This window comes from Caulobacter sp. 73W, assembly GCF_041021955.1.
Classification (GTDB): Bacteria; Pseudomonadota; Alphaproteobacteria; order Caulobacterales; family Caulobacteraceae; genus Caulobacter.
In genome coordinates this window covers 401799-417846 of record NZ_CP158375.1, presented here as the reverse complement: position 1 = coordinate 417846, position 16048 = coordinate 401799, and the positions used below count along the sequence as shown (strand labels likewise).

General features: G+C 67.6%; 8 protein-coding genes and 1 pseudogene. 6 read left to right on the top strand and 3 right to left on the bottom strand.

Features of this window, described 5'->3' with window-relative positions; genetic code table 11:
* Positions 1 to 10 precede the first annotated feature (10 nt).
* On the top strand, positions 11 to 1834 hold the full coding sequence (locus tag ABOZ73_RS01975; protein ID WP_369060277.1) for a DUF885 family protein: 1824 nt from the start codon (positions 11 to 13) through the stop codon (positions 1832 to 1834).
* A gap of 4 nt (positions 1835 to 1838) precedes the next feature.
* Here ABOZ73_RS01975 and ABOZ73_RS01970 read toward each other — a convergent pair whose 3' ends face one another.
* A complete protein-coding gene (locus ABOZ73_RS01970; RefSeq protein ID WP_369060276.1) occupies positions 1839 to 2771 on the bottom strand; it encodes an iron-containing redox enzyme family protein in 933 nt (310 codons plus the stop codon).
* A gap of 102 nt (positions 2772 to 2873) precedes the next feature.
* Entirely contained in the window at positions 2874 to 3746 is an 873-nt protein-coding gene (locus ABOZ73_RS01965) for a LysR family transcriptional regulator (protein ID WP_369062599.1), read from the bottom strand.
* Positions 3747 to 3846: 100 nt separating this feature from the next.
* Between ABOZ73_RS01965 and ilvD the strand changes: the two are divergent.
* The 4 genes and pseudogenes from ilvD (at position 3847) to ABOZ73_RS01945 (ending at position 11346) form a co-directional block, all read left to right on the top strand.
* Positions 3847 to 5698: pseudogene (ilvD, locus tag ABOZ73_RS01960) on the top strand (dihydroxy-acid dehydratase).
* A gap of 187 nt (positions 5699 to 5885) precedes the next feature.
* Positions 5886 to 7466 carry a glycoside hydrolase family 28 protein gene (locus tag ABOZ73_RS01955; protein ID WP_369060275.1) on the top strand — a complete coding sequence of 527 codons (1581 nt, stop codon included), beginning with the start codon at positions 5886 to 5888 and terminating at the stop codon, positions 7464 to 7466.
* A gap of 8 nt (positions 7467 to 7474) precedes the next feature.
* Positions 7475 to 9118, top strand: a complete 1644-nt coding sequence (locus ABOZ73_RS01950; RefSeq protein WP_369060274.1) for a glycoside hydrolase 43 family protein — start codon at positions 7475 to 7477, stop codon at positions 9116 to 9118.
* Positions 9115 to 11346: a hypothetical protein gene (locus ABOZ73_RS01945; RefSeq protein WP_369060273.1), complete on the top strand. Its 2232-nt coding sequence runs from the start codon at positions 9115 to 9117 to the stop codon at positions 11344 to 11346. Before ABOZ73_RS01950 ends, ABOZ73_RS01945 begins: the two co-directional genes overlap by 4 nt.
* On the opposite strand, the gene ABOZ73_RS01940 is transcribed toward ABOZ73_RS01945, so the two are convergent.
* The gene (locus ABOZ73_RS01940; protein WP_369060272.1) at positions 11343 to 12290 is read right to left on the bottom strand and encodes a glycoside hydrolase family 28 protein; all 948 of its coding nucleotides are present in this window, start codon (positions 12288 to 12290) and stop codon (positions 11343 to 11345) included. The two genes, ABOZ73_RS01945 and ABOZ73_RS01940, sit on opposite strands and share 4 nt — an antisense overlap.
* A 747-nt stretch (positions 12291 to 13037) precedes the next feature.
* Here ABOZ73_RS01940 and ABOZ73_RS01935 point away from each other — a divergent pair.
* The gene (locus ABOZ73_RS01935) at positions 13038 to 15971 is read left to right on the top strand and encodes a TonB-dependent receptor (protein ID WP_369060270.1); all 2934 of its coding nucleotides are present in this window, start codon (positions 13038 to 13040) and stop codon (positions 15969 to 15971) included.
* Positions 15972 to 16048 lie beyond the last annotated feature (77 nt).

Genomic DNA, 16048 nt, shown 5'->3' with positions numbered 1-16048 from the left:
AGGAATCGACATGGCTCTTTCGCGGCGCGGGTTCGGGTTTGGTGTGGCGGCGACGGCCTTGGCGCCGGCCCTGGCGAGTGCTCAGGCGGGCCAGAGCGACCTCGACAAGCAGCTCACCGCCTATCTCGACGCGGCGTTCGAGCAGGACCTGTCCCAGGACCCGGAGCGTCTGACGCGCCTGGGCCGCAAGACCCTGAACAACCAGCTGGCCGACCGCAGCGATGCAGCGGCCGCCAAGCGTCTGGCCTGGCGCAAGCAGAGCGTCGCCGAGATGAGGCGCCGTTTCGATCCGAAGAAGCTGGGGGACGACGCCCGCACCTCGTTCGAGATGTGGGAGCTGGAGCTGACCCGCGCCGAGGAATCCAACCGCTGGCGCGGCCACGGCTATGTGTTCGGTCGCGGCGGGCCGCACGCCGGGCTGCCCAACTTCCTGATCAATGCGCACCGCGTGGATACGCCCGCCGACATGCAGGCCTATGTGGCCCGTGTAGCGGCGATCGGTCCGGCCCTCGACGTGCAGCTGGATCGGGCCAAGCGCTCGGCCGCCGCCGGCGTGCGCGCGCCGCGCTTCTCCTACGAGCAGTCGCTGGATGAGGTTCGCCGCCTGATGACCGGCGCGCCGTTCGCGGGCGAGGGCGAGACCGCCCTGTTCGCCGACGCCAAGACCAAGATCGGCAAGCTGAAGACCGGCGGCAAGATCAACGACGCCCAGGCCGCCACCTTCCAAAAGGCCGTCGCCGACGCGATGATCGCCAAGATGAAGCCCGCCTACGACCGTCTCGCCGCCTGGCTGACGGCGGACGTGGCTAACACCTCGCCCGAGCCGAAGGGCGCGGTCTCCCTGCCGGACGGCGTGGCCTACTACAACGCCATGCTGCGCCAGCAGACGACCACCGACATGACCGCCGACCAGATCCACGACCTAGGCCTGGCCGAGGTGAAACGCATCCGTGGCGAGATGGAGACGCTGAAGGCCAAGATCGGCTTCAAGGGCAAGCTGGAGGAGTTCTTCGTCTTCATGCGCACCGATAACCGCTTCTACGTCAGCGATGACGACGCGGGCCGCGCGAAGTACCTGAAGATGTCCGAGGACTACCTGGCGGCCATGAAGGCCGAGCTGCCCAAGTACTTCAACCGCATCCCGCGCTCGAACCTGATCGTCAAACGCGTCGAGTCCTTCCGCGAAGAGCCGGGCGGCGCCGCGCACTACAGCTCGGGCGCGCCGGACGGTTCGCGTCCGGGGGTGTTCTACGTCCACCTGTCCGACATCCGCGCCACGCCGATCTACGAGATCGAGGGCACCAGCTACCACGAGGGCTGGCCGGGCCATCACATGCAGATCTCTCTGGCGCAGGAGATGACCGGCGTGCCGGTGTTCCGCACCCAGACGGGCTACGGCGCCTATGTCGAAGGCTGGGGACTGTATGTGGAGCTGCTGGCCAAGGAAGCCGGCTTCTACAAGGACGCCTACAGCGACTTCGGCCGCCTGGGCCGCGAGATCTGGCGCGCCATCCGCCTGGTGGTTGACACCGGCATCCACGCCAAGGGCTGGAGCGAGGCGCAGGCGCTGGAATTCTACACCGCCAACTCGCCGCAGCCGGTGGGCAAGATCCGCTCGGAAATCCGCCGCTACTTCGTCAATCCCGGCCAGGCGACCTCGTACAAGGTCGGCATGGTCAAGATCCTGGCTCTGCGCGCCAAGGCACGTCAGTCGCTGGGCGACCGCTTCGACCTGAAGGGTTTCCACGACACGGTGCTGAGCGCCGGCGCTCTGCCGCTGTCGGTCCTCGAGGCCCGCGTCGACCGCTGGGTGGCCGAACGCAAGGCCGCCTAGGCGATCACTCCGCCGCGTACACCACCGGGTGCGTATGCGCCCATAGGTGTGCGCGGTAGGTCTCGAAGCACTGTTCGCCGCAGATCAGGCGCATGACGGCGCCTTCCGCCAGGAAGCGGGCGCGCGAGGGATCTTCCGACACCAGGGGGATCAGGGCTTCAGCGTTCCAAGCCTTGGAATGCTCGATGTCCAGCTGGGCGTGCAGGGCGAAATACTTGCGCGCCTCCGGCGGCGCGCCCACCCGCTTCAGACCAGCGTCCACGCAGGCCACCCGCGTCGGCGCGGTCAGCTCGACCACGCCCAGGGCGCCGATGGACTGCCAGACATAGCGCCGATTGGTTGCGAAGGCGGTCATAGCGTTGGCCAGGCAAAGCGACTGCCACAGCGTCGCGTCGATAGTCGGCGTAAGACCCAGCATATTGGTGGTGCGGGTCAGCATGGGGCCATGCATCCCCTTTGCGTTGCCCCGACCCATCTCGTCCCAGTAGTTGCGGGCCAGTTCAAGCTTGGCGCGATCAGGGACCTTCACCTGGGTCAAGGCGACAAGATCCTCGAAGCCCGCCTCGCCGGCGGCCTCCTGGGTCAGGAACCACTTCAGGTCCTCGATGGAGGCCTCGCCCTCCAGCCAGTCGAACAGAGGATCCCATTGGCCGGGGCCGTGGTCCTTCAACCCTTCGAACCAGGCGATGAACCCTTCCGCATCGGAGGGAACCGCCTCCATCTGCGGGGCGATCATCGCGCGGAACGCCTCGACGAACTCACCCTCCAGGCGCTGCATGCGGGCGTTTTCGCTGATCTCGCGTCGCCAGTCGTCGGACGGCGATGCAGTAGCCAAGCGGCGATGGTTCCAGTGGGCGAGGCCCCGATGCAGCGCCTCCGCGTCAGGAAATTCCGGGCTGAAGAGGCCAAGTCCGGCCAGTTTGTCGCCACCAAACATCTGCTGTCCCGTTCGCTACGCCCTGCCTTTGATGACAGTGCGTGACACAACGAGCCTTTCGAAAAGGCGTTCCTAAGTCGGCAATCCGACGAGGGTGCGCCTTTAGGCGTCGAGCAGTTGCAACATCTCGCGCAGGGTGGGGGTGTCGTCGTCCCGCCGCCAGGCGAGGCCCGTCTCCAGGACCGGCGGGTTCTGAAGATCGACATAGCGAACCCCCGCCCGCGCCAGGTTGCGCAGCGATGCGGGGACCAGCGCGATCCCCAGGCCGGCGGACACCAGGCTGATGATCGTTTGCATCTGGATGGCTTCCTGCACGATCCGCACGGGGCGGCCGTGGGCGGCGAAATAGCTGGTCACCAGATCGTGGAAGGCGGGCGCGACGGTTCGCGGGAACAGGATCAGCGGCGCGTCGAGGATCGCTTCCTGCGGCAGGACGCCGTCCCCGATCCAGGCTGCCGGGACCGCCGCTATCAGGGGCTCCGACACCAACCGCCGGTAGGCGAGGGGTTCGGGCAGCACCCGGTCATGCGGCGGAATGATGATGCCGGCGTGTCGTTCGCCCCCGACGATGGCTGGGATCTGCACGTCGCTGGTCGCCTCGACCAGGCGGATCTCCACATCGGGAAAAGCCTCGGCGTAGCGGCGAACCAGGTCGGGCAGGACGCTGTAGTCGGCGGTGCTCACGAAGGACAGTGACAGATGCCCGCTCAGGCCGCTGCGAAGCCGATGGGCGCTGTCGGGAAGGGCGTCCAGGGCCGCCAGCGCCGCCTGGACCTGGGGCAGCCATTGCTCGCCGAAGGGCGTCAGCCGGACGCTGCGCTTGGTGCGGACGAACAGGGGCTCGCCCAGGGTCTTCTCCAGCGCCATGATCGACTGGCTTAGCGGCGGCTGGGTCATGCGCAGCCGTTCGGCCGCGCGGCCGAAATGCAGCGTATCGGCCACCGCCGCGAAGTGTCGGAGCTGTCGGGTCTCGATCGTCATTCTTCCTGCGACCTTATAGCTGCAGAATAATATATTTCACAAAGGGATCGAGAAGGCGCATTGCGTCCGGCCTGTTCAAGCCGGAACTCATCTGATGCCTGCCTACCGATCGAGAACCTCAACCCACGGCCGCAACATGGCCGGCGCCCGGGGCCTGTGGCGCGCCACGGGCATGAAGGACGAGGATTTCGGCAAGCCGATCATCGCTGTCGCCAACAGCTTCACCCAGTTCGTCCCGGGCCACGTGCACCTGAAGGACCTGGGCCAGCTGGTCGCCCGCGAGATCGAGGCCGCCGGGGGCGTGGCCAAGGAATTCAACACCATCGCGGTTGATGACGGCATCGCCATGGGCCACGGCGGGATGCTGTACTCGCTGCCCAGCCGCGAGCTGATCGCCGACAGCGTCGAGTACATGGTCAACGCGCACTGCGCCGACGCCATCGTCTGCATCTCCAACTGCGACAAGATCACCCCCGGCATGCTGATGGCCGCCATGCGGCTGAACATCCCGGTGGTCTTCGTCTCCGGCGGACCCATGGAGGCCGGCAAGGTTCAGGTGAAGGGCGCGATCCGCGCGCTGGACCTGGTCGACGCCATGGTCGTCGCCGCCGACGACAAGTACACCGACGAGGAAGTCGCCGCGATCGAGAAGGCGGCCTGTCCGACCTGCGGCTCCTGCTCGGGCATGTTCACCGCCAATTCCATGAACTGCCTGACCGAAGCCCTGGGCCTGTCGCTGCCGGGCAATGGATCTGTCCTGGCGACGCACGCCGACCGCGAGGCCCTGTTCAAGGAAGCTGGCCGCCTGATCGTCGACCTGTGCCAGCGCTGGTATGAGCAGGAAGATCCAACCGCCCTCCCGCGCGGCATCGCCACGCGCGCGGCCTTCGAGAACGCCATGAGCCTGGACATCGCCATGGGCGGCTCCACCAACACTGTGCTGCACCTGCTGGCCGCCGCCAGCGAGGGCGGGGTGGATTTCGGCATGGCCGACATCGACCGCCTGTCGCGCCGCGTGCCGTGCCTGTCCAAGGTCGCGCCCGCCAAGAGCGACGTCCACATGGAGGACGTCCACCGCGCTGGCGGCGTCATGGCCATCCTGGGCGAGTTGGAGCGCGGCGGCCTGATCGACGCCAGCCAGCCGACCGTCCACGCCACGACCATGGCCGAGGCCCTGGCCCGCTGGGACATCGGCCGCACCAACAGCGCCACCGCCCACGAGTTCTTCCGCGCCGCGCCGGGGGGCAAGCCGACCCAGGTCGCCTTCAGCCAGGCCGCCCGTTGGGAAGACCTGGACCTGGACCGCGAGAAGGGCGTCATCCGCTCGGTCGAGCACCCGTTCTCCAAGGACGGCGGCCTCGCGGTTCTGTTCGGCAACCTGGCGCCCGAAGGCTGCATCGTGAAGACGGCGGGTGTCGATGAACTCGATCCTGACCTTCCGCGGCACGGCCCGCGTGTTCGAGAGCCAGGAGACCGCCGTCAGCGGCATCCTGGGCGGCCAAGTGAAGGCCGGTGAAGTGGTCGTCATCCGCTATGAGGGGCCCAAGGGCGGCCCCGGCATGCAGGAGATGCTCTACCCGACCACCTACCTGAAATCGAAGGGCCTGGGCGCGGCCTGCGCCCTGATAACAGACGGCCGCTTCTCCGGCGGCACCTCGGGTCTGTCCATCGGCCACGTCTCGCCGGAAGCGGGGGAGGGCGGCCTGATCGCCCTGGTCGAGACCGGCAATTCGATCCTGATCGACATCCCGAACCGGGGGATCACCCTGGAGGTGTCGGACACCGTCCTCGCCGAGCGTCGTGCGGAGATGGAGGCTCGTGGCTCCCAGGCTTGGAAGCCGCTGGACCGCAAGCGCGAGGTCAGCCCGGCCCTGCGCGCCTACGCCGCCATGACCACCAACGCCGCCAAGGGCGCGGTCCGCGACGTGAGCCAGGTCGAGCGCTAAGCGCCGTCCAGACTTCGTTGATCTGCTGAATGGGCGGGTGGCGCATGCCCCATCCGCCCATTTTCCCATGGGTCAACGCCTGCGGAATCCCGCATTATGATACCGGTAACAAACTTTGTTGACAGGGCCGGGAGGCGACTGTTTGCATGCCGCCCAAACCCGAAAACGGGGCGTGTGGGAGGATGTCATGACGATGGATCGCCGTGGGCTGATGCTGGGCGGAGTAATGGGTTCGGCGATGCTTGCGCCGGCCGCTGGCGCGATGGCCCCCGCCAAGCCCGGCGCTGTTCTTCCCCAACCGCACCTGTTCAACGTCCGGGATTTCGGCGCGGTGGGCGACGGCGCCAAGATCAACTCGGCGGCCATCAACAAGGCCATCGACCACGCCGCCGCGCGTGGTGGCGGTACGATCCATTTTCCGCCCGGAACCTACGCCAGCTACACGATCCGACTGAAAAGCAACGTCACCCTGCACCTGGGCGAGGGGGCGGTGATCCTGGCGGCGACGCCCAATGGCGTGGCGCCGAACGGCTATGACGATCCAGGGCCAGGCGCGGGCAACGCCTATCAGGACTACGGCCACAGCCACTGGTCCAACAGCCTGATCTTCGGCGAGGGGCTGCATGACGTCGCTATCGTCGGCTCGGGCATGATCTGGGGCAGGGGACTGACCCGCGGCAATCGTTTCCCCGGCGACGCGCCGGACATCTCCGGACCTGGCGTCGGCGACAAGGCCATCGCCCTTAAGAACTGCCGCAACGTGCTGCTGCGCGACTTCAAGATGCTGCAGGCCGGTTGGTTCGCACTGCTGGCCACCGGCGTCGACAACATGACCATCGACAATCTGGTCATCGACACCAACCGGGACGGCCTGGACATCGACTGCTGCCGCAACGTGCGGGTGACCAACTGCACGATCAACTCGCCCTTCGACGACGGCATCTGTCCCAAGAGCTCGTTCGCGCTGGGCTATGCGCGGCCGACCGAAAACCTGACGATCTCCGACTGCTACCTGACCGGCAACTATGAGATCGGTTCGGTCATCGACGGCACTTGGAAGACCATGCCGCCCGGCCACCACGGCTATGGCCGCATCAAGCTGGGCACCGAATCCAACGGCGGCTTCAAGAACATCACCGTCACCAACTGCGTATTCGACCACTGCTACGGCATCGCGCTGGAGACCATGGACGGCGGCCTGACCGAGGACATCGCCATCTCCAACATCACCATGCGCGGCATCGGCTTCCCGCCGCTGTTCCTGCGCCTGGGCAGCCGGATGCGTGGACCGGACGGCGTGCCCGTGGGCAAGTTGCGCCGCATCGCCATTCAGAACATCGTCAGCTATGGCGCCACTCCGCAGCCGTCGATCATCGCGGGCGTCGCCGGCCATCCGGTCGAGGACGTCAAGATTTCCGACGTCTACTTCCACCAGCAGGGCGGCGGTTCGACCGAGCTGGCCCGGCGCGAACCGCCCGAGGCGGACAAGGCCTATCCCGACCCAGACATGTTCGGCGATCTGCCGGCGACCGGCTTCTTCATCCGCCACGCCCGCAACATCGAGATGAGCAATGTCGAGATCGTGGTCGACAAGCCGGACGCGCGCCCGGCCTTCTGGATGAAGGACGTGCAGGAGATCGATCTCTTCCGCCTGCGCCTGCCCAAGGGGCCGACCTTCAAGCTGGACGACGTCACCGCCTTCCGCAGCTTCGGCAGCCGCTGGCTGGAGGATCGCCGCTTCGACGGAACCGAGAGCCGCAGCTGGTAGGTCGCCCGATGTCCGTTTCCGTGTTCCGATCCGCGATGATCCTCGGTGCGGCCGTGGCCGCCCTGGCGGTCGCCTTGCCCGCCGTCGGCGCGCCGCAGCCGGCGGCGACCTATCGCAACCCCATCCTGCCGGCGGACTATTCCGACCCCGACGTGATCCGGGTGGGCGACGACTACTACATGGTCGCGTCCAGCTTCCATTTCTCGCCGGGCGTGCCGATCCTCAAGTCCAAGGACCTCGTCCACTGGACGATCGTCGGCCACGTCCTGCCCAAACTGCCGTTCGCGCCGGAGTACGACCTGCCGGGGCCGGTGCCCACGGACGACACCGGCGCGCGCATGCCGCCCCCGCAACGCGTCGTGGGACAGCGCTACGCCGGCGGGGTCTGGGCGCCGGCGATCCGCCATCACAACGGTCTGTTTTACGTCTATTTTGCAACCCCTTATGAAGGGATTTTCATGTCCACGGCCAAGAGCGCCGAGGGACCTTGGAGCCCGCCCGTTGCGGTGGTCGCGGAGGCGGGCCTGGAAGACCCCTGTCCCTTCTGGGACGAGGACGGCCAAGCCTATCTCGTCCACGGCAAAGTGGGCGCCGGGCCGCTGGTGCTGCGTCGCATGACCCCCGACGGCAAGAGCGTCTTCGGCGAGGCCAAGGTGATCGCCGAGGACCCTAAGGCCCTGCCGATCCTGGAGGGGCCGAAGCTCTACAAGCGCAACGGCTGGTACTACGTCTTCGCCCCCATCGGCGGGGTCGAGACCGGCCCGCAGGCGGTGCTGCGTTCCCGAAACATCTGGGGCCCCTATGAGCATCGCGAGGTGCTGGTCCCGGGCAAGACCCCGTGGAAGGGACCGCACCAGGGCGGGTGGGTCGAGACGCCCTCGGGCCAGGGCTGGTTCGTCCATTTCAACAGCGCCGGCGCCTATGGCCGTATCGTCCACCTGCAGCCGGTGACGTGGAAGGACGACTGGCCGTTCATGGGCGAGCCGATCCCAGGCGCCGGCCCCGACGCGGTCGGCGGACAGCCGGTGGCCGAGCACGCCATGCCCGATGTCGGCGGAACGTTCGCGCCGGTGCGGCCCCAGACCTCGGACACCTTCTCCGACCGCAAGCTCGGCTTGCAGTGGGAATGGAACCACAATCCCGACGACCTTCGATGGAGCCTGACCCAGCGTCCCGGCTTCATGCGTCTGACCGCCGCCCCGGCGGTCAATCTGGTCAGCGCCCGCAACACCCTGACCCAGGCCATGCAGAGCGAGTCCTCAGTCATCACCACGCGGCTGGAGGTCGGCGGCATGACCGACGGCCAGCGCGCGGGCCTGACCATGTTCGGCCAGGGGATCAGTTGGATCGGCGTCGTCCAGAAGGCCGGCGCGCGTCATCTGACATACTCCGCCATGGGCGCGGAGACCGTCGGGCCGGTCCTGACCGGCAAGGCGGTCGAGCTGCGCGTCGCGGTCGCCGACCAGAAGGCGCGCTACAGCTACAGCCTCGACGGCGGCAAGACCTTCGCCGACTTCGGCGGCCCGGCGCCGCTGCGCTTCAGCTGGTGGAAGGGCGCGCGGCCCGGGCTGTTCACCTATGGCGACCCGGCCCAGAGCCGGCATGGCGTCGCCGATTTCGACTGGGTCAAGGTCGAGCAGGTCGCGCCGTGAACCTGCGCCTGCTGCTTGTCGTCGTCCTGACCGCGATCCCGCTGACGGTCCTGGCCCAGCCCATCGATCGCCAGGCCCTGGTGTCGCGTCATAACGTGACGCTCGCCGCCGTGGATCCGCACGCCCCGCTCATGGTTGGCAACGGGGATCTGGCCTTCACAGCCGACATCACCGGCCTGCAGACCTTTCCCGAGCAGTACTCGGACCTCGCGCCGCTGCTGACCATGGCGCAATGGGCCTGGCACAGCTTCCCTAATCCGAACGGCTACACCGAGGCGTCCAGCCTGCGGACGGTGGATGTGCCGGGCCGGGGAAAGTTGCCGTTCGCGTGGATGAACCAGGGGCTGGAAGCACAATCCAATCCCGCCGACGCCTGGCTGCGCGAGAACCCGCATCGTTTCTCCCTCGGGCGTGTGGCCCTGACGATCAAGGACAAGTCCGGGCAGGCCGCCAGGTTCTCTGACCTGTCCGACACCCGCCAGACCCTGAATCTGTGGACCGGCGTCCTAACCAGCCGCTTCACCTATGACGGCGAACCGGTGGTGGTGGAGACCCGCGTGGCCAGCGGTCGGGACACGATCCTGGTCACCGTCCGCTCGCCACTGGTGAAAGCCGGAAGGCTGGGGATCGGCGTCCGTTATCCCGGTGTTTCCGCCAAGCTCAATCCCGACCCTAGCGATTGGGAGCATCCTGACAGGCATCGCACGGTACAGGTGGCCTCATCGCCCGGTCGGGTCGCCTTGAGCCGCCGTTTGGACGGGACGACCTACGGCTCCACCATCCAGGCCGCCGGCGCGACGATCACGCGGTCCGGCGCCCATGCTTTCGAGATCACCTCGGGGGCAGGCGACACCCTTGAGGCCTCCATCGACTTCGATCGGCGAGGCGGCGCCGCACCGACGGCGAGCTTCGACCAAGCGATCGCCGCCGCCGACGCCCGCTGGCGCGACCACTGGACGACCGGCGGCGTCATCGACTTCTCCGGCAGCACCGACCCGCGCGCCGCCGAGCTGGAGCGCCGCGTGGTGCTGTCGCAATATCTGATGGCGGTGAACGGCGCGGGGGAATACCCGCCCCAGGAGGAGGGCCTCTTTTCAAACAGTTGGAACGGCAAGTTCCATCTGGAGATGCACCCCTGGCACGCGGCACATTTTGCGACCTGGGGGCGGCCCGACAGGCTGAAGCGCAGCCTGGCATGGTACGTGTCGCATCTTCCCGCCGCCCGGGCGGAGGCGCACCGTCGCAAGGTTTCCGGCGCCTGGTGGCCCAAGATGTCGGGACCGGAGGGGCGCAACAGCCCCAGCAGCATCTCGCCCTTCATCATGTGGCAGCAGCCGCACCCGATCCTGATGGCGGAGCTGGCCTTCCGCGCCCACCCCGACCGGGCGACCCTGGATCGCTATGGCGCGCTGGTTGAGGAGTCCGCGCGCTTGCTGGCGACCTGGCCGTTGTGGGACGAGGCGGGCGACCGTTACGTGCTCGGCCCTCCGATCATTCCGGTGCAGGAGAACCATGATCCCATGGTCACCCTGAACCCGGCGTTCGAGCTGGAGTACTTCCGCCAGGGCCTCGTCACCGCCCAGGCGTGGCGGGTGCGCCGGGGCCTGGCGCGGGACGCCGGCTGGGACCGCGTGATCGCCAAGCTCGCGCCCATGGCCCGCCGCGACGGGCTTTATCTGGCGGTCGAGAACGACCCGGACCTCTGGGTGAAGTCCGCCTCCGACAAATGCCGGGGAGATGCGCTTGAGGATTGCCCCAACCGCGACCACCCGTCGTTCCTGATGTCCTATGGCCTGATCGGTTCGGACCGGGTGGACCGAGACGTCATGCGCGCGACCTTGCGGGCGGTGGAGCGCGATTGGGACCTGCGCCAGACCTGGGGCTGGGACTATCCCATGGTCGCCATGACCGCCGCCCGCCTGGGCGAGCCCGAGGCGGCCCTGGACTGGCTGTTCAAGCCGCAGAAGAACAACCAGTGGGGCGTCAGCGGCATGACCCCCCGCGTTCATCTGGAGCACTTCCTGTCGCCCTCGCAGTACACGGGGGAGGGGGGCTCCGACGGTCCGGGGTACAGGCGCGCGGCCGAGACCTATTTCCCGTCCAACGGCTCGCTGCTGCTGGCGGTGGGCATGATGGCGGCCGGATGGGACGGGTCGAGCGGTCAAGCGCCAGGCTTCCCGCGCGAGGGCTGGGTCGTCCGTTCAGAGGGGCTTCGTCCGCTGCCCTAGAGGGCGTCTACCGGCCGGCCGTTGACCCGTACGTCCTCCAGGGACAGCCCTTGGGTGTGGGTGATGACGCTCGGCCGGACGACGTCGTCGAACCGGCAGTCGCGCAGCACGATGTCGGACACCGGCGCCCCGGGCAGGCCTTGCAGGTCGAGGACCTGGCCGGCCGCGCGGCTGTGCATCCGCTCGATCCGTACGCCGCGCAGGACGGGCTTGAACCCGCCCTTGGCGCCTTCTTCGTAGTTGAAGTCGCAGATCACCGCGGCGCGGGAGACCTGGCCCACCTCGATGTCGCGAAAGAAGATGTTCTCGATCACGCCGCCGCGCATGGCGTTGTTCTTGAACCGCAGGGCGTACCAGAGGTCGGCGCTGTCCATCCGGCAGCGCCGGGCGAAGATGTCGTGCGCGCCGCCCGAAATCTCGCTGCCGATCACCACCCCGCCATGGCCGTCCTTCATCACGCAGTCCTGGATGAGGATGTTGCGGCTGGGCGTGGCCAGCCGCCGGCCGTCGGCGTTGCGCCCTGACTTGATGGCGATGCAGTCGTCGCCGCTGTCGAAGGTGCAGCCCTCGATCAGCATGCCGTCGACCGATTCCGGATTGCAGCCGTCGGTGTTGGGGCCATGGCCGATGGCGGTGATGTTGCGGACGATCACGTTGCGGCAGAGCACCGGATGCAGCGTCCAGCAGGGCGAGTCCTTGAGGGTGACGCCCTCGACCAGCACGTTCGTGCAGTTCTGGAACTGGACCATCATCGGCCGCAGATAGTCGCCCTGGCCGAAGACCCGTTGGGCGACGGGCACGCCGTCCTCGGCCATACGGAACAGCCGCTCGCGCGCCGGGCGCTGGTTGGGCAGGCCGGGCCGCCAGCCGAAGCGCTGGCCGCTGCTCCACGACCACCAGGCGGCGCCCTGGCCGTCCAGAACGCCCTGTCCGGTGATCGCCACGTCACGCTCGCCGTCGGCGAAGACGAGGGGGAGTAGTTCATCAGTTCCACCCCCTCCCATCGCGTGGCGACGATCGGATAGCGGGCGGGGTCGGTGCTGAAGAGGACGATGGCGCCTTTCTCGAGATGCAGCTCGACCCGGCTGCGCAAGCGGATCGCGCCGGTGGTCCAGGTCCCGGCCGGGACGACGACCCGTCCGCCGCCGGCTTGCGCGCAGGCCTCGATGGCGCGTGCGAACGCCGCGCTGGTCGCGTCCACGTCACCCTCGATCGCGCCGGCCTCGACGATGTTGAAGTGTCGGGACGGGAAGGTTGGGGCCTTGGCCGCGCGCTGGATCGACTCGGCTTTCGCCCAGGGATCGGACGATGCGAATGCGAGATTCGGCAGCGCCCCGGCGGTCGTCAGACCCGCTAGAATGGCTCTGCGGGAGGGGCTCAGCGCTTCCAAACAACGTTCCTTCAAGGCTTTGATTTCCCTACGCACGACCGGCTTTCGATGAACGGCGCCCCAAGAACGTGGTGGTGTCAATCTTTGAGGGCCTATTGCATATGTTGAAATTACGAACTAGGGTTCCGCCAATAGCCGCAAATGATAGCGGTAACATTAGGCAGGAGACGAGGCTATGATCCGCAGGGGGCGTCGTACATTCATGGGCTGCGACACGGCAGTCGCGCTCGCAACAGCCTTTCTTGTGCCAGCGCTGGCACAAGCTCAGACCGCAGAACCCGCCACTGAAACTGTCACCGAGGTGATCGTCACCGGTTCGCGTCTTGCCGCTCGCGGTTTCCAGGCGCCGACGCCCGTCAACGTGGTCGGGGCGGAGGAACTGGCGCTCAGCGGCACCCAGAATGTGGAGACGGTTCTCAACGACACGCCGCAGTTCCTGGGCTCCCAGAACAACGGCCCGACGGCCAACACGGTCCCAGGCGGCACCGCCACGCTGAACCTTCGCGGCTTCGGCGCGCAGCGCAACCTAGTGCTGGTCAACGGCCGGCGCTTCACCATCACCGGGCCGGACCAGACCACGGACATCAACACGATCCCCGCCGCGCTGATCAAGCGGGTGGAGACGGTCACCGGCGGCTCGTCGGCCGTCTACGGCTCGGACGCCATCACCGGCGTCGTCAACTTCATCATGAAGGACGACTTCGAAGGGGTGGAGCTGACCGCCCAGGCCCGCGCCGACCAGCACACCGGCACCCCGACCTACACCGCCGACCTGACCTTTGGCAGCAACTTCGCTGACGACCGCGGCAACGTGGTGGTGGCCCTGAACTATCTCGACCGCGGCGGCTACACCCGCGGCGACCGGGGCGACTGGGCCGTCCCCAGCCTGGCCGACGGCTGCGTCACCGCAGGCACCTTCAGCAAGACCCAAGCCGGCACGCCGCTGGCCGTGCCGGGCGGCCAGACCTGTCTGGCGGCCGGCGGACGTCCGGGCCTGATCTTCGGCGGCAGCGGCACAATCCCGAACGGCCGCTTCGCCAACATTCCGAGCGTCGGCTCCTCGGCCTCCAACCCGGCGCTCGACGCGGCCCTGATCGCGGCGGGCCTGGGCGGCATCGGCGGGCGCGGCTTCACCTTCAACGACGCCGGGACCATCGCCCGTCCGGCCGTGACGCCGGGCGACGACTATGACCTGGGTCCGGCCGCCTATCTGATCATCCCGCAGAAGCGCCTGATGGCGAACCTGGCCGCTCATTACGACTTCAATGAGCGCATGACCGGCTACGCCGAGGCGAACTTCAGCAACAACAAGGTGTCCATGCAGCTGCCGCCCAGCGGCATCGGCGGCAACTTCCTGATCAACACCAACAACCCGTACCTGACGCCGCAGCTTCGCGAAGTGATGCGCCAGCTCGACTTGCGCGAGACGGGAACCACCCGCGTCACCAACGGCGCTTCGTCCCTGACAACCACGGCGGGCGATGGCCTGGCCGTCCTCAACGTCAACCGTCGTCTGACGGATGTGGGCGACCGCACCAACACGGCCGACCGTTCCGCCTACCGCGCGGCGATCGGTCTGCGCGGCGACCTGGGCAGCCTGTCCGAGGACTTCCTGCGCAACCTGTCCTACGACACCTACTACACCTACACCCGCACCACCGACACGAGCGTCTCCGGCGGCGCGGCGTCGCTTAGCCGCTTCCAGGCCGGCCTGCTTTCGGTGAACGGTGCGGCTCCGGTGTTGAACATCTTCGGCGCCAACCTGACGCCCCAGAGCGCGGCGTCTATCGCCGTGGCCTCGACCAACTACACGGAGTCCGAACAGCAGGTGATCGCCGCCAGCCTGGCGGGCGAATTGTTCGACACCTGGGCCGGTCCGGTCGACTTCAGCACCGGTCTGGAATGGCGCAAGGCGTCGGCCAAGTTCGTGGCCGACAGCTTCCTCGCCTCGGGCGACGTGTCCGGCTTCAACGCCGCCCTGCCGACCGAAGGGTCGCAGTCGGTGAAGGAGATCTTCGGCGAAGTGCGCGTGCCGCTGCTGGCCGACTCCTCGCTAGGCAAGCGGGCCAGCGCCAACGGCGCCTTCCGCTATTCCGACTACGACCTGTCGGGCGTCGGCGGGGTGTGGACCTATTCGGTGGGCGGCGAGTATGCGCCGGTCTCCGACCTGACCCTGCGCGGCCAGTTCCAGCACTCCATCCGCGCGCCTAACGTCGGCGAACTGTTCGGCGGCAACACCACCAGCGGACCGTCGGCGATCGACCCGTGCTCCAGCCGTCAGCCGACGGCTCAGCAGACCGCCGCCGTCCGCGCCATCTGCGTAGCCACCGGCGTGCCCGCCGCGGCGGTGTTCACCCTGGCGGTGCAGCCCAACGCCTTCATCAGCCAGGTGTCGGGCGGCAACCCGAACATCGGGCCGGAGGAATCCGACACCACGACCTTCGGCTTCGTCGTGCAGCCGCGCTTCCTGTCGGGTCTCGCCTTCAGCGTCGACTACTTCAAGATCAACCTGGACGGCGCCATCGCGCCCCTGGGCGGCGGCATCGCGAACACCCTGAGCCTTTGCTACAACACCATCCAGAACGCGAGCAGCGTGTTCTGTCAGGCGATCACCCGTGATCCGATGACCGGCCAGATCGCCGCGCCGGGCTATGTGACCACCACCAACAACAACACCGGCGGCCTGAAGACCTCTGGCGTCGATTTCGACGGCAGCTACCGCTTCAGCATGGACTGGGGTCCGTTCGGCGAGAGCCGCTTCGATGTGGGCGCCAACTTCACCTACACCGACGAATTCACCGCCACCCCGGTGCAGGCGCTGCCGGCCGCCAAGAACTACTGCGTGGGTTCGTTCGGTCCCACCTGCGGCCAGCCGATCCCGCGCTGGAAGGGCGTCTCGCGCGTCTCCTGGCGTTCGGGCCCGGCGACCCTGAGCCTGCGTCACCGCTATATCGGCGAGGTGACCGTCGACACCCACCTGCTGCCCAAGCGCCTGGGTTCGGCCTTCCCGGACAAAGCGACCCTGACCAACCCGACGATCAAGGCCCAGCACTACTTCGACCTGACGGGGGCCTATGACATCACCGAGGACCTGTCGGTGACCGCCGGCGTGCGCAACCTGTTCGATAAGGACCCGCCGATCGTCGGCTCGTCCGCCCCGGCCAACAACACCTTCTCGGCCACGTACGACGTGGAAGGGCGCGTGTTCTTCGCCAGCGCCACGGCGCGCTTCTGACGTCGCCCGAGCGGGCGCGTCATCCGGCGCGTCCGCTCGTCGCCTTTAGTTTTTCGACCTCTCCCCTCGGCCGGCGC

Bases quoted from the DNA above. Each gene is read 5' to 3' on its own strand.
- ABOZ73_RS01970 (WP_369060276.1), bottom strand. From the start codon at position 2,771: ATGTTTGGTGGCGACAAACTGGCCGGACTTGGCCTCTTCAGCCCGGAA.
- ABOZ73_RS01950 (WP_369060274.1), top strand. From the start codon at position 7,475: ATGTCCGTTTCCGTGTTCCGATCCGCGATGATCCTCGGTGCGGCCGTG.
- ABOZ73_RS01975 (WP_369060277.1), top strand. From the start codon at position 11: ATGGCTCTTTCGCGGCGCGGGTTCGGGTTTGGTGTGGCGGCGACGGCC.
- ABOZ73_RS01955 (WP_369060275.1), top strand. From the start codon at position 5,886: ATGACGATGGATCGCCGTGGGCTGATGCTGGGCGGAGTAATGGGTTCG.